This is a genomic window from Mycobacterium shunyiense, assembly GCF_058270035.1.
This window is the reverse complement of record NZ_JBZDPT010000004.1, coordinates 116,829-133,038: the sequence shown is the minus strand read 5'-3', so window position 1 is coordinate 133,038 and position 16,210 is coordinate 116,829. Positions and strand designations below refer to the sequence as shown.

Genomic DNA, 16,210 nt, shown 5'->3' with positions numbered 1-16,210 from the left:
CAACTTGCCGTAGTCCAGACAATAGCCGCCGAAAACCTCGGATCGACCCTTGACGGTTGAATAAGTGCTGGGGAATAGTGTTCTCCAATATGAAGATCGTCATTTGTTGTCCGGACAATTAAGCCGATTGGGGTGCGGATGGACAGTTCCCTGAGCTTGGACGGCCGGGTTGTGGTGGTGTCGGGCGCCGGTGGCGGCGGCATCGGCACCACTGTCACGCGGATGGCAGCCGAGGCCGGGGCCACGGTGGTGGCGGTGAGCCGGTCGCAGGACAACCTCGACACCCACGTCGCACCGTTGGCCGACAAGGGACTGAACGTGGTGACGGTCGCCGCCGACGCCTCCACCGATGAGGGCATCGCCACCGTGCTGAAGGAGGTGGGCCGGCTCCAATCTGACGGACAAGGAACGCTGTACGGGCTGGTGAATGTCGCCGGCGGCGCGGCGCCGTCCACCTGGATGCCGGCCACCCGGGTCTCGCGGGCCGACTGGCGCGAGCTGTTCGCCACGAACCTGGAGACCATGTTCTTCATGAGCCAGGCTGTGGCAGCTGAGATCCGCAGCCAGGGGACCCCGGGCTCGATCGTGTCGGTGTCCTCGATCAGCGGGATGAACACCGCGCCGTATCACGTCGCCTACGGCACGGCGAAGGCCGCGATCGTGGCGGCCACCCGGACCATGGCCGCAGAGCTGGCCGCCGAAGGCATCCGGGTCAATGCTGTCGCCCCGGGTGTGACCGAAACCGCCGCCTCGGCAACCTATGTCGATGCCGACCCCGAGCGGGACCAGCGGGCGATCGCGATGGGCCGCCGCGGTACTCCCGAAGAGCAGGCCGGGGCCATCCTGTTCCTGCTCTCGGACCTGTCGAGCTATATCACCGGCCAGACCATCCTGGTCGACGGCGGGCTCAACCTGCGCTGGACCCATCTCGGTGCCGACAACACCTCGTTGTTCCTCAAGGACAACGACTTCCGCGAAGCGATCAGGAGGATCTGATGGCGCATACCGAATCCCATCTCGACGCCACGTTGGAGGTCGACGCCGAACCGGATGGCGCGAGCGGAGAGATCGCCGAGGACTTGTCGCAGCCGACCACCATCCCGGTCGAGGCCTACATCTCCGAGAGTTACGCTCGCGCCGAAAGAGATCGACTGTGGCGCAAGGTCTGGCAGCAGGTCGGCCGGGTCGAGGAGATTCCCGAGGTCGGAAGCTACCTGACCTACGACATCCTCGACGACTCCATCATCGTCGTGCGTACGGGCCCGAATGAGTTCACTGCCCACCACAACGTCTGCATGCACCGCGGACGCAAGCTCATCGACAATCCCGAGGGCGCCAAGAACGCGACCGGCCGGGCGCGGAAGTCCTTCGTCTGCGGATTCCATGGCTGGACCTACGGTCTCGACGGAACCTGCACGCATATCCGGGAACAGGACGACTGGCAGGGCAAACTCACCCCGCGCAACACCCACCTCGCTCCCGTGCAGGTGGACACCTGGGGCGGGTGGCTGTTCATCAACATGGATCCGGACTGCGAATCGCTGGCCGACTACCTGATGCCGGCGGCCAAGATCCTCGACCCGTTCGGTCTGGAGAACATGCGCTACAAGTGGCGCAAATGGTTGTATTTCGACTGCAACTGGAAGGTCGCGATGGAGGCCTTCAACGAGACCTACCACGTGTTCACCACGCACCCGGAGTTCAACAAGTTCGGCGAGTTCAAGGGCTGGGCCAAGGCGCAGGGCAAGCACAGCAACATCGGCTACGACGCGCCGAAGGGCCTGGACGAGACCAAGTCCAAGATCCGTCTGGGAATCGGTGATCCGCGCATCTCCACTGCCGAGATGCAGGTCTACACCATGGAAGAGACCAACGCGACGACGACGAAGACCTTGGTGAACGCCGCCAAGCGGCTCGTCGACGAGCTGCCCGAGGGCACGCCCGCCGACGAGGTGCTGCAGCACTGGCTGGCCTCGGCCCGCCGCGATGACGAGGCACGTGGCGTGACCTGGCCGACCATCCCGCCCGACATCCTCGGGCAGAGCGGCACGGCTTGGCAGATCTTCCCGAACTTCCAGGTGGGGCAGGGCCTGACCAGTGCGCTGTGCTATGCCGCACGGCCCGATCCGAGTTACAACCCGGACAAGTGCATCTTCGAGGTCGCTGTCTTCGAGCTGTACCCGAAAGGCGAAGAGCCGGACACCGAATGGGCCTACACCCCGAAAGATTCACCGAACTGGCTGTCGGTGCTGCCGCAGGATTTCTCGAACATGGCGGCGGTGCAACAGGGGATGAAATCGGCAGGCTTCCCCGGAACTCTGCCGAATCCCTACCGCGAACGCAGCACGGTCAACCTGCATTACCAACTTTCCAAGTACATGGGCACCGGAGAACCCCGAGACATCCAGTGATTTGGGTGCGTCCAGCGGCGGTCAGCGCCGCCAAATGCACACAAATCGCCGAGTAAGGAGACAACATGAAGGTCAATCTGGGTACGGGAGCGCAGAACTCCCACGACTGGGAGCGCGTGCTGGCCGGTGACTTCAGCACCCCGCCGGCCACCCCGGACTACAAGTGCGTGCAGGCCGCGCTGGCCCTCGGCGACCTCGCCGAGCCGCTCGGCTTCGACGGGATCTGGTTCCCCGAGCACCACGGCACGCCATACGGCATGACGCCCAACCCGATCCAGGCCCTGACCTACTTTGCCGGACGCACCGAGCGGGTAAGCCTGGGCACGTTCGTGGCGGTGGTGCCATGGTGGAACCCGATCCGGCTCGCCACCCAGATCGCCTACCTCGACATCGTCTCCAACGGTCGCTACACCACGATCGGCCTGGGTCGTGGCGTCTCCAAGGGCGAGTTCGCCGCCGTGGGTGTGCCGCGCGAGGAGAGCCGCGACCGCTTCAACGAGACGCTGGACATCCTCAAGCTGGCCTTCTCCGGTGAGCGGTTCTCCTACGAGGGCAAGATCTTCTCGTTCCCGGAGATGTCGCTGCGACCCGAGCCGATCAGCACCGACCTGTTCGACCGCATCTACAGCTCGTCCTCGACCGCCGAGTCGCTGGAGATCCTGTCCCGTCGCGGCATGGTCCCACTGTTCGTCGGCAACAAGCCGATCACCGATGCCGGTGAGGAGGTGCGCAAGGTCAACACCTTCCGTGCCGAGGAAGGCCTGGGGCCCTGTCAGCCCAAGAACGTGATGTTCATGTACTGCGTGGGCTCCGAGGACGAGGTCGCTCAAACCGAAGAGTGGATCTGGACGGCCAATCGGGATGTCAACGTGCACTACGGCTTTGCCGACGCGTCCAACTTCAAGGGGGTCAAGGGCTACGAGGCCTACGCCGCCCGCGAGGCCAGCGCCACCGCGGTGCTGGCTTCCGAGGTCGGCAACCAGAAGAAGGGCGGCCCGCCTGGGTACCACGCCTCCAACCTGCTGATCGGCACCCCCGAGACGGTGTTCGAGAAGCTCAAGGCGGCCCAGGAGGCCTGCTCGTTCTGTGAGGTCACCATCGTCCCGCAGTTCGGCACCATGCCGTACGAGAAGGCGATGGAGTCCACCAAGCTGTTCGCCGCCGAGGTGCTGCCCGCGGTTCATGACATGCCCGCTCCCTTGCACGCCGCCGCTCTCCCCGAGAAGGCCAACGCATGACCCAACCGAACACGTGCGGGCCCACCGAAACCCCAACCGATTTCGACGTCGACGCGATCCGGGAGAAGTACGCCGCCGAGCGGGCCAAGCGTCTGCGACCCGAGGGTGGTGACCAGTACCTGGAACTGGACGGTGATTTCGCCGAGTTCTCCGAGGTCGACCCTTACACCACAGTGACCGAGCGCGACCCGATCGCCGAGGACGCCGACGTCGTCATCCTCGGCGGTGGTTTCGCCGGCCTGCTGGCCGGGGCGTACTTGAAGAAGGCCGGTGTCGAGGGCATCCGGGTCATCGAGATGGCGGGTGACTTCGGCGGGGTGTGGTATTGGAACCGCTTCCCCGGAATCCAGTGCGACAACGACGCCTACTGCTACATCCCGCTGCTCGAAGAACTCGACTTCATGCCGAGCAAGAAATTCGCCGACGGCGCCGAGATCTTCCAGCACTGCCGCAACATCGGTAAGCATTTCGGCCTCTACGACGGCGCGTTGTTCTCCACCCAGGTGCGCGAACTGCGTTGGGAGGACGAGACGCAGAGGTGGCGGATCAGCACCGACCGGGGCGACGACATCCGCGCCCGCTTCGTCGTCATGGCGCAGGGCTCCTACAACGTGCCGAAGCTGCCGGGCATCCCCGGAATCAAGGACTACAAAGGCCACGTTTTCCACTCCGCGCGTTGGGATTACGACTACACGGGTGGAGACGCCGACGGCGGCCTGCACAAGCTGGCCGACAAACGCGTCGCCCTTGTCGGCACCGGCGCAACCGGTATCCAGCTGGTACCGCACCTCGGCCGCGACGCCAAGGAACTCTTCGTCTTCCAGCGCACGCCGTCCTCGGTGGACGCCCGGACCAACCCGCCCACCGATCCGGCCTGGGCCGCGTCCCTGCAACCCGGCTGGCAGGAGGAGCGCAAGCGCAACTTCCACAACTGGTCGCCGTTCGTCGGTGTGGTGTTCGGCGAACCAGACCTGGTGTGCGACTTCTGGACCGAGCTCGGACGCAACCTGACCGCCCGGATCGCGGCGAGCGAGAACCCCGCCGAAGTGACCATCGAGCAGATCATGGCGTTCCGGGAAGAAGAAGACTTCAAGATCATGGAGCGGCTGCGGCGGCTCGTCGCCGAGATCGTCGAGGACCCCGATACCGCCGAGGCGCTCAAGCCGTACTACCGCTTCATGTGTAAGCGACCGACGTCCAGTGAGCATTATCTGTCCACGTTCAACCGTCCGAACGTGACGCTCGTGGATGTCTCGGCATCCAAGGGTGTCGAGCGGTTGACCGAGAAGGGGATTGTCGCCGACGGCGTCGAATACGAGGTCGACTGCGTGGTTTTCGCAAGTGGCTTCGAGATCTCCACCGAGATCAGCCGCCGGTTCGCGATCGACAAGATCGTGGGCCGCGATGGGCTGGAGCTGTTCGACTACTGGCAGAACGACTACAAGACCCTGCACGGGATGACCAGCCGTGGCTTCCCCAATCAGTTCTTCATGGGCTTCATCCAGGGCGGCGTGTCGGCCAACACCACGGCGATGTTCGAACAGCAGGCTAAGCACATCGCCTACATCATCGCCGAGGCGCAGAACCGGGGCGCCACCACGGTCGAGCCGAGCCAGGAAGGGCAGGACAGCTGGGTGTCGACGGTCCGTGAACTGTCGATCGACAACTCGGCGTTCGAATTGTCGTGCACGCCCGGCTACTACAACAACGAGGGCCGCGGTGGTGCCGAACGCAACGGCGCGTTCCTCGGTGATTTCTACTCGCCGGGGTTCTACGCCTTCGACGAACTGATCGCCGACTGGCGCGCCAAGGGCGACCTCGACGGATTAGAGCTCACCTCATGACGACTACGACCGCTCTTCAGACCCGGGATATCAAGCCGCGCATCGGAACCGAGATCCGGGCCGACAAGGCTGCGCTGCTGTCGGGGGAGCACGCCGGGCGGATCCGAGAACTGCTCGAGCAGCGCGGAGTATTGGTGTTCCCGCAGATCGGGTTCACCGATGACGAGCAGATCGCGTTCACCGAAACCCTGGGCACGTTCGCTCCCGAGCACCAGGGCGAGAAGCTGTACAAAGTCTCTCTCGATACCGAGGTGAACAAGCAGGCCGACTATCTCAAGGGCTCGCTGTACTGGCACATCGACGGCACGATGAACGAGGTGCCGATTCTGGCCTCGCTGCTGCAGAGCGTCGCGCTGGGCAACCCGGAGGAAGGCGACACCGAGTTCTGCAACACCTACGCCGCCTACGACGACCTGTCCGATCAGGACAAGGCCGAGATCGAGGGTCTGCGGGTGATGCATTCGGCGTGGAACACGATGTTCTACTACGACCCGGAACCCAGCGCGAAGGCGCTGCGCCGGATGATGGCGATCGGTGACCGGGAACTGCCGTTGGTGTGGACGCATCAGTCCGGCCGCAAGTCGCTGGTGCTGGGTGCCACCGCACGGCACATCACCGACATCGACTTCCGCAAGAGCGCCGAACTGCTGGTGCGGCTTCGAGATTGGGCCACCCAGGCCGACTTCACCTACCGGCACAAGTGGACCGTCGGTGACCTGGTGATCTGGGACAACACCGGAACCATGCACCGGGCCACACCGTATGACCCGACGTCGGGACGGCTGCTGCAGCGCACCAAACTCGAGGGCGAGGAGCCCTTCGCTTGAGCACACTCAGATTCGACGATCGCGTCGCCGTCATCACCGGCGCCGGACGGGGACTGGGCCGCGAATACGCCCTGCTACTCGCGTCGAGGGGCGCAAAGGTCGTCGTCAATGATCCCGGTGGCAGTCTGACCGGGGATGGCACCGACTCGGGGCCGGCGCAGGACGTCGTCGACGAGATCGTCTCGGCCGGTGGGCAAGCCGTCGCCGTCACGGATTCGGTGGTGAGCCCTGAAGGTGGCCGGGCCATCATCGACGCGGCCGTCGAACGCTTCGGTCGCGTGGACATCCTGATCCACAACGCGGGCACCGTGCGCCGCGGCTCACTCAAGGAGATGAGCTACGACGACTTTGAGGCCGTGCTCGACGTCCACCTGCGCGGCGCATTTCACGTTGTGCGTGCGGCGTTTCCACTGATGTGCGAAGCCGGGTACGGCCGCGTCGTGCTGACCTCGTCGATCGGCGGACTGTACGGCAACCATGAGGTGGCCAACTACGCGGCGGCCAAGGCCGGGATCCTCGGTCTGTGCAACGTGGTGGCGCTGGAAGGCGCCGCCGACGGTGTGGTGTGCAACGCGATCGTTCCAGGTGCGGTGACTCGGATGGCCGAGGGCCTGGACACCTCGGCGTACCCGCCGATGGGCGCGGACCTGGTGGCCCCTGCCGTCGGCTGGTTGTCGCACGAATCCTGCTCGGTCACAGGCGAGTTCTTCGTGGCGATCGCCGGGCGGATCGCCCGTGCCGTCATCGCCGAATCACCGGGGGTGTACCAGCCCTCGTGGACCGTGGAGGAGGTCGGCGAGCAGATGGACCGCATCCGTGACGTAAGTGAGCCGGTGATCTTCCCGGTGGTTCCCGACGGTCATGCCGATCACATCCGTTACAGCTTCGGACGATCAGCAGAAGGGGTCAGCTCATGACATCCGGTCCACTGCAGGGCGTTCGGGTCATCGACCTCACCGCCATGGTGATGGGGCCGTACTGCACGCAGATCATGGCCGACATGGGCGCCGACGTCATCAAGGTCGAGACACCGGCCGGCGACAACACCCGCTACATCTCGGTGGGGCCGGCCCCCGGCATGAGCGGGGTGTTCATCAACGTCAACCGCGGCAAGCGCAGCGTGGTGCTGGATCTGCGGTCGGAGCAGGGCAAGGCGGACCTGCGCGCCCTGGTCGCCGATGCCGATGTGTTCATCCACTCGATGCGCGCCAAGGCCATCACCAAGCTCGGCTTCGGTTACGACGACGTCGCTGCGATCAACCCGGGCATCGTCTACACCAACTGCTACGGGTATGGCCGGCGCGGTCCGGATGCCGACCGGCCCGCCTACGACGACACCATCCAGGCCGAGTGCGGATTGCCCGCGGTGCAACAGCAATTGACCGGTGAGGCCTCCTACGTCGGCACGATCATGGCCGACAAGGTGGCCGGGTTGACCGCCCTTTATGCGACGACGATGGCGCTGTTCCACCGGGAGCGCACCGGCGAGGGCCAGGAGGTGGAGGTCAGCATGTTCGAGACCATGGCCTCTTTCATGCTGGTCGAGCATGCCAACGGCGCCATGTTCGACCCTCCGCTGGGGCCCGCGGTGTACCCCCGGGCGGTCACCCCGAATCGCAGGCCGTACGAGACCAAGGACGGTCACATCGCGGCGCTCGTCTACAACGACAAGCACTGGAACGCCTTCATCGACCGGGTGCAGCCCGCGTGGAACACCGAACAGTTCGCGACACTCGAACAGCGCGCCCGGCAGATCGACACGGTGTACGGGCTGGTGGCGCAGACTCTCAAGGAGCGCACTACCGCGGAGTGGCTGGATCTGTTCGCGGAGTTGGAGATTCCCGCGGCCCCCATGCTCACTCCCGACGCGTTGTTCGAGAACGAGCACCTCAATGCCGTCGGGCTGTTCGAGACCGTCGACACCTCGCACGGCCGGGTGCGGATGCCGGGCGTGCCCACCTGGTTCTCCCGGACTCCGGGTCACGTGGCCGGGTACGCACCGGAACTGGGTGCGGATACCGCCGCGGTGCTCGCCGAGCTCGACCCACGGGACATCGCCGGGTAACGGCGTACCAGAGCAGGAACAGAAAGGCCAGGAGTGGATTTCGATTTTGGCGAGGCGGCCGGCACGCTGCGGGGTGAGCTGCGGGCGCTGATCGCCGATCAGGTGCCCGCCGATTTTCTCGGTGCGTTCACCGATGACCCCGCCGATCTTGCGGTGGCCCAGCAGTTCTGCCGCACGCTGGCGCAACAGCACCTGCTGTGCATGTCGTGGCCGAAGGAGTTCGGCGGCGGCGACGCCTCGGTGTGGGAGCAGACGGTGGTGCGCGAGGAGATGTGGGCGCACCATGAACCGCGCGGTGCCCAGTACATGGGTGTCAACTGGGTGGGCCCGATCATCATGCGGCACGGCACCGAAGAGCAGCAGCGCAAGCACCTGCCGCCGATCGCCAACGGTGAAGTGATCTGGTGCCAAGGCTTTTCCGAGCCTGAGGCGGGTTCGGACCTGGCCTCGCTGCGTACGTTCGCCCGGCGGGAGGACGACGGCTGGCGGGTCAACGGTCAGAAGATCTGGACCTCCTACGCCACGATGGCGCAGTGGTGCTTCCTGCTCGCCCGCACCTCCAAGGGCGAGAAGAAGCAGCAGGGTATGACCATCTTCCTGGTGCCGATGGATTCCCCGGGTATCCAGGTGCGCCCGATCCGCACGATGATGGGCCCGCACCATCTCAACGAGGTGTTCTTCGACGATCTCAAGGTCACCGAGGCCGACGTGCTCGGCACCGTGGATCAGGGCTGGTCGATCGTGCAGGACGTGGTGTCCTTCGAACGCATCGGTATCGCCCGCTACGCGCGCTGCGAGCGGTTGTTGCAGGCCGCGCCGGAGGTGCTCGGAGACAAGTGGGGGCAGTTGCCCGCCGAGCTGCGGGGCCGCTGGACGCGGATGCTCACGCACTGCCGCCGGGCCCGGCTGATGGCCTACCGGGTGGTGTCGATGCAGGCCACCGGGAGGGTGAATCCCGGTGACTCCGCGGCATATCGGATCGCGGTGACGAGGCTGGACCAGGAGAGTGCCGAGGTGCTCATGGAGATCGCCGCCGCGGTGCCCCGAGGTGGAAGCCCGGAAGCCGAGTACTTCCGCGCCGAGGTCGAGGACCATTGGCGGTACTCGCAGGCATCGACGGTGTCCTCGGGCAGCATCGAGATGCAGCGCATCCTGTTGTCACGGACCATGCTGGCCGGAAAGGCGTGACGCGATGATTCTGGATCTCAGCGACGACGCGAAAGAGTATGGCCGGGAGGCCCTGAAGGCGTTCGAAGCCGCCGGCGGTGATCAGCTGCTGGCCCAGGCTGACGCCAAGCCGGACACCCGCGCCGGGCTGGTCATGCCTGTGCTGGACGGCCTCGGTGTCTTCGAACTCGAACCTCGCGGTGATGCGGACTCATTGGAGGCCGCGGCTGCGGTGTGCCGCAGTGCCGGGTACTGGGCCCTGCCGTATCCGGTGGCCGAGCGACTGTCACGCCCGGCGGATCTGGACGTCGACGGTCTGGTCGTCATCGATGCCGACGCACCGGAGGCCGCACTGCAGGGGTTGGACAACCGTTGGGGCGCTGTCACATTGGACGGCACACGCAGCACGGTGACCGCGACCGGAGCCTCGGGGCCGTCGTTCGCCACCGCGCTGGAGCTTTCCGACGCCGACGCCGCGGGTCTCGGGGACGTTGCGCTCGCCCTGACGCTGCCGGCGTGGACACTGCTCGGCATGCTGGACCGGGCCATCGATCTGACCGTCGCACACGTCAGCCTGCGCAAGCAGTTCGGCCAGCCGCTGTCGTCGTTCCAGAGCGTGCAGTTCCAGCTGACCGATGCCGAGGTGGAGCGCAGTGGCGTCGACATCCTCGCCAAGTACGCGTTGTGGAGCCTCGTCACCAACCCCGCCGACGAGGCGATCAACGATGCGCTGGCATTGCGCCTGGCCGCGATCGAGGCGGCCGAGGTGGTGTTCCGGGTGTGCCATCAGCTGCACGGGGCCGTCGGCTTCTGCGATGAAACCACGCTGTCCTGGCTGTCGCGTTACAGCCAGCCGTTGCGTCGCTTGCCCTTCGGGGTGTCCAAGACCCGAGACACCCTGACCGTCCGGCTGGGCCGGCGCGGACTCACCGGATTGTTCTCGTCATGACCGACCTCGACGAATTCCGGGCCACCGTACGCGACTGGTGTGCGGCACACGTCCCGAAAGACTGGCGCGCCAACCAGACCGGCGTCGGTGAAGGCGAGTTCGCCGCGTTCCAGAAATCCTGGTTCGCCGAGCTGCACACCGCCGGCTATGCCGTCCCGCATTGGCCCGCCGAATGGGGTGGCGGCATGTCGGTACCCGAGCAGATCGTGCTCTATCAGGAACTGGCTGCCCACGACGCGCCCCGCCTGGTGCTGGCCTTCGTCGGCATCCATCACGCCGCGTCCACGCTGCTCGCCGCGGGCACCGAGGAGCAGCAGCGTCGGCACCTACCCGCCATTCTCGACGGCGAGATCTGGGTACAGGGATTCTCCGAGCCCGAGGCCGGAAGCGATCTGGCGGCCCTGCGCACCACGGCCCGCGCCGACGGCGAGAACTTCATCGTCAACGGTCAGAAGCTGTGGGCCAGTGGTGCTCTGCACGCCGACTGGTGTCTGCTGCTGGCCCGCACCGATCCGGAAGCACCCAAGCGGCACGGCATCTCCTACTTCCTGATGGACATGACCACACCCGGTATCGATGTGCGGCCGATCCGCAATGCTGTGGGTGATTCACACTTCTGCGAGATCTTCCTCAACGACGTCGCAGTGCCCGCCGCGAATCTGATCGGTCCGGTGAACAAGGGCTGGCAGGTGGCCCAGGCCACGCTCGGCGCCGAGCGTGGCATGACCATGCTGGAGTTGTCCGAGCGGCTGGGCAATGCGGGGTTCAAGTGGCTGCTCGAAGTCGCGCCGGTCGACGATCCCGTGGTGGCAGACCGGTTGGCGCAGTTCGAGATCGAGCTGACCGGCCTGCGCGGGATGTGCCGGGATCTGGTCGAACGCGCCGAGGCGGGGCAGGCCGGCCCGGCAGATGCTTCGATCGTCAAGCTGTTCTACAGCGAATTGTTGCAGCGGATGACCGGATTCGGTGCCGAGATCGGCGGCCTGAACGCCCACACCGTACTCGCCAAACCGGCGTCCAGCGGCTGGGAGTCGGGCGCCTGGATGCTCGATTTCATCGGATCGTGGGAATGGACCATCCCCGGCGGAGCCAGCGAGATCCAGCGCACCATCATCGGTGAGCGCGGTCTGGGCCTGCCCCGAGAACCGATTGCGGTGTGATGAGCGAGTTTTCCGAGCTTCATGACGAACTACGTTCGGTGGCAGCTGATCTGCTGGCCAAGGACACCATCGACTGGCCACTGCTGGTCTCGGCAGGCTGGGTCGGACTGGACGCGTCGGAGGATGCCGGTGGTGCCGGCGCCACGTTCGCCGAGGTCGCGGTGATCTGCGAGGAGCTCGGTCGGGCTGCCGCGGCCACCGGTTATCTGGGCGGTGCCGTGCTGGCCATCGGTGTCCTGAATATGTTGCACCCCAATGAATCGCGCGACGCACTGCTCAAGGCCGTCGTGTCCGGAAGTGTCCGGACCGCGATCGCGCTGCCCGGAGCAGGCGATCCGGCGCCCTTCGAATTGGCCACCACCAGGCTGGGCTGGCGCATCCACGGCAGTGCCGCGTTTGTACCGGACGTCGCCGGAGTTCAACGGCTGCTTCTGCCTGCCCGTGACGCCGATGGCGTGGCGGTGCTGGTGGACGTGGCCGCCGGCTCACCCGGTCTCACGGTCACCGAGCAACCGGTGCTCGACGAGACCCGCACGCTCGCCACCGTGACGGCCGAGGGTATCGAGGTCGACGAGGACGCGGTCTGGCATTTCAATGGTGATCCCGACTCCGGCCTGGATGCACTCACCGACCGGGCCGCGCTCGCGGTTGCCTGCGACAGTCTCGGTGTCGCGCAGGCCATGCTCGATACCACGGTGTCCTACACCGGGGTTCGCCAACAGTTCGGCCGTCCGATTGGCTCGTTCCAGGCCGTCAAGCACGCCTGCGCCGACATGCTGGTGCAGATCTCGGTGGCCAGACAGCTCGTCGGGGCCGCCATCGCGTCACTCGATCCCCGCGCGGTTTCCATGGCCAAGGCGTACACGACCGAGGCCGCTGTCGAGGTGGCCGGCAAGGCCATGCAGTTGCACGGCGGCATCGGCTACACCTGGGAGAGCCGGGTGCACGTCTATCTCAAGCGAGCCGCGCTCAACCGTTCGCTCTACGGCTCGCCCGCCGAGCACCGCGCCAAGGTCGCGCAGCGTTATCGGTGAGCTGCGTACAGTAGCTGCGTGCGGGTAGGCGCGGGGGTATCAGCGATTGTCGGCGTATTTTTCTGCGGTCTGGTCGCTGCCGGGTTTCTGTTGTCCGACTACTACCGCTTGCGTCCGTTTCTGCTCCACCCCGTGATCTTCGGCGTCGCAGGTTGCGTGGCGCTGGCCATCGCCTGGGGGTTGGGGATTCGTCAGCCGGTGGTCAAATGGCTGGGCGTGGTGCTGATCGTGGTGATCGGAGTGGTGTGGGGCGGCATGGCGTGGTTTGCGATGTTGCTGGCCAGCGGCGGACGTGGGAAAGAGAGCCAACGGCTCCCATCACCGAACGGTGACATGGAGCTGGTCGTGTTCAGAGGCGGCGGGATCACGATCGACCCGATCACGTCGGTGCAGGTGTACACCGACAACGGTCTGCTGTCGCGGGAGAATTATCTGGGTTGCGTCAACGGCGACCGTGACGGACTCAAAGATGTCGAGTGGACCGGTCCGAGGACGGTGCGGGTCGAGCTGTTGCGTGGCGGACCGACCACCATCACGCTGGACGACCGAGGTCGGCCGGATCAGACCATCAGTTGTTGAACCGGGCGATGAGTTTTCCCCGCGGCAGTAGTCAGACCTAGCGACTGTCCATTCCGTGAAGGAGAAATATCGTGGTTACCCGTCAGAGCGCCCCGCTGGGCGCCCCCAATTGGATCGACCTGGCCACGTCCGACCTTGAGCGTGCCCAGCAGTTCTACGGCGCGGTGTTCGGGTGGACGTTCGAAACCGGCGGTCCCGAGTACGGCGGTTATGTCACCGCAGCGGTCGATGGTCAGGTGGTCGCCGGGCTGATGCGCAATGATCCGCAGTGGAACGCACCCGATGCCTGGACCACCTACCTGCACACCGCCGATGCCGATGCCACGGTGGCGGCCACGATCGCCGCCGGCGGGAGCAATTGCGGTGGCGTGATGGACATTCCGGCCAAGGGGCGGATGGCGATGATGACCGACACCGCGAACGGGTTCTTCGGTATCTGGCAGCCTGCGGGGCACGACGGCTTCGCCCTGTTCAACGAGGCCGGCGCACCGGTGTATCACCAGCTGACCACCAGTGACTACGCCAAGGCGCTGGACTTCTACCGGACGGTGTTCGGCTGGACCACCCAGGTCGTGTCGGATACCGATGAGTTCCGTTACAGCACAGCATCATTTGATGGTGAGGAATTGGTCGGTGTGATGGACGGGGCGGCGTTCATCCCCGAAGGCGCGCCGTCGGCCTGGACCACGTTCTTCGGATCCGATGACGTGGACAAGACGATCGAGCTGGTAGTCGCCAACGGTGGTTCGGTGGTGCGTGCGGCCGAGGACACCCCCTACGGGCGGCTGGCCGCGGTGGCCGATCCGACCGGGGCCGGCTTCAATCTGTCGTCGCTGCAGGGCTGAGCGCGAAGTCGGCGAAGTCGAAGCCTGGCACCACCACGCAACTGACCAGGGCCGGCTCGTCGTCGCGGGGCTTTGCGCGCTGCCAGTGGCCGGGCGGCACCAGCAGTTGCGGGTGCTGCCCGGCTTCGATGTCCGGGCCCAGCAGGCGGGTGCCCGCCGTGTTCCGGTCCGCGCCGATCTCCAGGACCAGCGGGCTGCCCCGATGGTGGAACCACAGTTCGGCGCTGCGGACGGTGTGCCAGGCCGACTGTTGGCCGGGCATCAGCAGGAACAGGATCGCGGTGCCGGCGCTGCGCGGCCCGGAGTAGCCCGGTGGCAGCGAAGACTGGCTCACCGTCAGTTCGCTGCGCCACGTTTCTCGGTACCACCCGCCCTCGGGGTGCGGGGCGAGGTCGAGCTGTCTGGCCCAATCGGGGAGTTCGGTCACAACCGATAGTCTCGTCGTCATGGTTCGTCTGCGTCCAGGGTGGCGCGTTGCCCCGGGGTGGTTGATCGCCCTGTGTGCCGCGGTCCTGGTGGTGGTCGCCTGGTTGCCGTGGCTGACCACCAGCGCCAACGGCGGCGGCCGGGCCAATGCGATCGGCGGGGCCGTGGGAAGCATCGTGCTGCCGCGCGGTTTCGGCGCGGGGCAGCTGATCGTTCTGTTGGGCGCCGGATTGATCGTGGCGGGTGCGATGGCCGGGCGGGGCCTGTCGCAGCGGTCGGCTTCGGCTGTGGGGCTGCTGATTTCGCTGGGCCTGGTGGCGTTGACGGTGTGGTACTACACGCTCAACGTCAAAGGCCCGGTGGCCGCGGGCTACGGGCTGTACGTCGGCGGCGCGATGGCGGTGCTGGCGGGATTGTGTTCGGTGTGGTCGCTGTTATCGACGTTAGGTGAGCAGTGATGAGCGGATTCGTCACGCCGGTGGAGTTGACCGGGCAACGGTGGGTGACGTTGGAACCGTTGACGACCGCGCACGTTCCTGAGATCGACGCCGCGGCCGCCGACGGTGAGTTGGGCTCGCTCTGGTACACGATGACGCCGAAGCCCGGCGGTGCCGCCGAGTGGGTGCAGCGCATGTTCGAGTTGCGCGCTGCCGATCACGGCGTGACCTTCGTGGTGCGCAATCTCGACGGCAAACTGGTGGGGTCTTCCAGCTACCTGCATGTCGACGGCCCGAACCGGCGGCTGGAGATCGGGCATACCTGGTACACCGCCGCGCCCCGGCGCACCGGCATCAACGCCGAGACCAAGCTGTTGCTGCTGGGGCATGCCTTTGATGAGTTGAATTGTGTGGCAGTGGAATTCCGCACCCACTTCTTCAACTTCGCCAGCCGCGCAGCAATCGAAAGGCTCGGTGCCAAGCTCGACGGAGTGTTGCGCAGCCACCAGTTGCTGCCGGACGGGTCCCGCCGCGACACCGTCGTGTACTCGATCTTGGACATCGAATGGCCCGCGGCGCGGTCCAACCTGAAGTTCAGGCTGGACCGCCGCGGCGGGATCGGTTAGTCCGCGTCGACAGTGGTTGTTTCGATCGACTTGCGATCGGCACCGTGGGCCACTGCGATCTTGCGGGGCCTGGCACGTTCGGCCATCGGGATGGTGACGGTGAGGACACCGTTCTCGTACGTGGCGGAAATGGCCGACGTATCGATCCCGTCGCCGAGCGACAACTGGCGTCGGAATTTGCCGAAGAACCGCTCATTGGTGAGCCACTGCGCGGATTCTTCCGAACGAGCGGTTCGATGCGCCGAGATGGTGAGTGTGCCGTTGTCGACGTTGACGTCCACCGAACCCGGGTCGACACCGGGAAGGTCGGCTGTCAGGACGTAGTGGTCGCCGATCTTGCATAGGTCCATCGGCATGAACCGGGGTGTACGCGTTGACCCTGAATCACCTGACAGCAAACTTCTGGTCAACACATCAAGGTCGCTGAACGGATCAAAACGAAGCACAGTAATTCACCTCCCGTACCAACTCAGAGCCCGCCACCCTGGCGGGCAACCAATCACTGTGCAGCGCCGATATTAGCACTCGACTAGGTGGAGTGCCAGAACATTTTCGACGATATTTTCGGTGGTTCTTGCATTCCAGAGCGGTTTACCCGGATG

Annotated in this window: 17 protein-coding genes; 15 read left to right on the top strand and 2 right to left on the bottom strand. The window is 65.6% G+C overall.

Annotated elements, in window-relative coordinates:
* Positions 1–138 precede the first annotated feature (138 nt).
* The 13 genes from AC4ELS_RS04600 to AC4ELS_RS04540 all read left to right on the top strand — a co-directional run bounded on the left by AC4ELS_RS04600 (position 139) and on the right by AC4ELS_RS04540 (position 14,119).
* On the top strand, positions 139–996 hold the full coding sequence (locus tag AC4ELS_RS04600; protein WP_499046109.1) for an SDR family NAD(P)-dependent oxidoreductase: 858 nt from the start codon (positions 139–141) through the stop codon (positions 994–996).
* Positions 996–2,411, top strand: coding sequence for an aromatic ring-hydroxylating oxygenase subunit alpha (locus tag AC4ELS_RS04595; RefSeq protein ID WP_498888950.1), 1,416 nt, complete (start codon positions 996–998; stop codon positions 2,409–2,411). Before AC4ELS_RS04600 ends, AC4ELS_RS04595 begins: the two co-directional genes overlap by 1 nt.
* 65 nt (positions 2,412–2,476) lie before the next feature.
* A complete protein-coding gene (locus AC4ELS_RS04590; RefSeq protein ID WP_055117395.1) occupies positions 2,477–3,649 on the top strand; it encodes an LLM class flavin-dependent oxidoreductase in 1,173 nt (390 codons plus the stop codon).
* Entirely contained in the window at positions 3,646–5,493 is a 1,848-nt protein-coding gene (locus AC4ELS_RS04585; RefSeq protein WP_448441760.1) for a flavin-containing monooxygenase, read from the top strand. The genes AC4ELS_RS04590 and AC4ELS_RS04585 overlap by 4 nt, the downstream gene beginning before the upstream one ends.
* Positions 5,490–6,320 (top strand): TauD/TfdA dioxygenase family protein, encoded by an 831-nt coding sequence (locus AC4ELS_RS04580; protein ID WP_499046106.1) that lies wholly within the window; start codon positions 5,490–5,492, stop codon positions 6,318–6,320. Before AC4ELS_RS04585 ends, AC4ELS_RS04580 begins: the two co-directional genes overlap by 4 nt.
* Complete coding sequence (locus AC4ELS_RS04575) at positions 6,317–7,237, top strand: SDR family NAD(P)-dependent oxidoreductase (protein WP_499046103.1); 921 nt, start codon at positions 6,317–6,319, stop codon at positions 7,235–7,237. The genes AC4ELS_RS04580 and AC4ELS_RS04575 overlap by 4 nt, the downstream gene beginning before the upstream one ends.
* Positions 7,234–8,385: a CaiB/BaiF CoA transferase family protein gene (locus AC4ELS_RS04570; protein ID WP_499046100.1), complete on the top strand. Its 1,152-nt coding sequence runs from the start codon at positions 7,234–7,236 to the stop codon at positions 8,383–8,385. Before AC4ELS_RS04575 ends, AC4ELS_RS04570 begins: the two co-directional genes overlap by 4 nt.
* 33 nt (positions 8,386–8,418) lie before the next feature.
* Complete coding sequence (locus AC4ELS_RS04565) at positions 8,419–9,573, top strand: acyl-CoA dehydrogenase family protein (protein WP_499046097.1); 1,155 nt, start codon at positions 8,419–8,421, stop codon at positions 9,571–9,573.
* A gap of 4 nt (positions 9,574–9,577) precedes the next feature.
* A complete protein-coding gene (locus tag AC4ELS_RS04560) occupies positions 9,578–10,501 on the top strand; it encodes an acyl-CoA dehydrogenase family protein (protein ID WP_499046095.1) in 924 nt (307 codons plus the stop codon).
* Entirely contained in the window at positions 10,498–11,661 is a 1,164-nt protein-coding gene (locus tag AC4ELS_RS04555; RefSeq protein WP_499046093.1) for an acyl-CoA dehydrogenase family protein, read from the top strand. Before AC4ELS_RS04560 ends, AC4ELS_RS04555 begins: the two co-directional genes overlap by 4 nt.
* A complete protein-coding gene (locus AC4ELS_RS04550; RefSeq protein ID WP_499046091.1) occupies positions 11,661–12,695 on the top strand; it encodes an acyl-CoA dehydrogenase family protein in 1,035 nt (344 codons plus the stop codon). Before AC4ELS_RS04555 ends, AC4ELS_RS04550 begins: the two co-directional genes overlap by 1 nt.
* 18 nt (positions 12,696–12,713) lie before the next feature.
* Positions 12,714–13,274, top strand: coding sequence for a hypothetical protein (locus AC4ELS_RS04545; RefSeq protein WP_064936047.1), 561 nt, complete (start codon positions 12,714–12,716; stop codon positions 13,272–13,274).
* A gap of 71 nt (positions 13,275–13,345) precedes the next feature.
* A complete protein-coding gene (locus AC4ELS_RS04540) occupies positions 13,346–14,119 on the top strand; it encodes a VOC family protein (protein ID WP_499046088.1) in 774 nt (257 codons plus the stop codon).
* On the opposite strand, the gene AC4ELS_RS04535 is transcribed toward AC4ELS_RS04540, so the two are convergent.
* Entirely contained in the window at positions 14,094–14,546 is a 453-nt protein-coding gene (locus AC4ELS_RS04535) for a cupin domain-containing protein (protein WP_064936043.1), read from the bottom strand. The genes AC4ELS_RS04540 and AC4ELS_RS04535 overlap by 26 nt on opposite strands.
* 19 nt (positions 14,547–14,565) lie before the next feature.
* Here AC4ELS_RS04535 and AC4ELS_RS04530 point away from each other — a divergent pair, with 19 nt between their 5' ends.
* Together AC4ELS_RS04530 and AC4ELS_RS04525 are read left to right on the top strand one after the other, a co-directional pair.
* Positions 14,566–15,003 (top strand): hypothetical protein, encoded by a 438-nt coding sequence (locus AC4ELS_RS04530; RefSeq protein ID WP_448441779.1) that lies wholly within the window; start codon positions 14,566–14,568, stop codon positions 15,001–15,003.
* Positions 15,003–15,608, top strand: coding sequence for a GNAT family N-acetyltransferase (locus tag AC4ELS_RS04525; RefSeq protein ID WP_499046085.1), 606 nt, complete (start codon positions 15,003–15,005; stop codon positions 15,606–15,608). The genes AC4ELS_RS04530 and AC4ELS_RS04525 overlap by 1 nt, the downstream gene beginning before the upstream one ends.
* Here AC4ELS_RS04525 and AC4ELS_RS04520 read toward each other — a convergent pair.
* Positions 15,605–16,054: an Hsp20/alpha crystallin family protein gene (locus tag AC4ELS_RS04520; protein ID WP_064881352.1), complete on the bottom strand. Its 450-nt coding sequence runs from the start codon at positions 16,052–16,054 to the stop codon at positions 15,605–15,607. The two genes, AC4ELS_RS04525 and AC4ELS_RS04520, sit on opposite strands and share 4 nt — an antisense overlap.
* Positions 16,055–16,210: the final 156 nt, after the last annotated feature.

Excerpts from the sequence above, each read along its gene's own strand:
- AC4ELS_RS04600 (WP_499046109.1), top strand. The coding sequence starts at position 139 with ATGGACAGTTCCCTGAGCTTGGACGGCCGGGTTGTGGTGGTGTCGGGC.
- AC4ELS_RS04525 (WP_499046085.1), top strand. The coding sequence starts at position 15,003 with ATGAGCGGATTCGTCACGCCGGTGGAGTTGACCGGGCAACGGTGGGTG.
- AC4ELS_RS04570 (WP_499046100.1), top strand. The coding sequence starts at position 7,234 with ATGACATCCGGTCCACTGCAGGGCGTTCGGGTCATCGACCTCACCGCC.
- AC4ELS_RS04530 (WP_448441779.1), top strand. The coding sequence starts at position 14,566 with ATGGTTCGTCTGCGTCCAGGGTGGCGCGTTGCCCCGGGGTGGTTGATC.
- AC4ELS_RS04590 (WP_055117395.1), top strand. The coding sequence starts at position 2,477 with ATGAAGGTCAATCTGGGTACGGGAGCGCAGAACTCCCACGACTGGGAG.
- AC4ELS_RS04585 (WP_448441760.1), top strand. The coding sequence starts at position 3,646 with ATGACCCAACCGAACACGTGCGGGCCCACCGAAACCCCAACCGATTTC.
- AC4ELS_RS04555 (WP_499046093.1), top strand. The coding sequence starts at position 10,498 with ATGACCGACCTCGACGAATTCCGGGCCACCGTACGCGACTGGTGTGCG.
- AC4ELS_RS04595 (WP_498888950.1), top strand. The coding sequence starts at position 996 with ATGGCGCATACCGAATCCCATCTCGACGCCACGTTGGAGGTCGACGCC.
- AC4ELS_RS04580 (WP_499046106.1), top strand. The coding sequence starts at position 5,490 with ATGACGACTACGACCGCTCTTCAGACCCGGGATATCAAGCCGCGCATC.
- AC4ELS_RS04550 (WP_499046091.1), top strand. The coding sequence starts at position 11,661 with ATGAGCGAGTTTTCCGAGCTTCATGACGAACTACGTTCGGTGGCAGCT.
- AC4ELS_RS04560 (WP_499046095.1), top strand. The coding sequence starts at position 9,578 with ATGATTCTGGATCTCAGCGACGACGCGAAAGAGTATGGCCGGGAGGCC.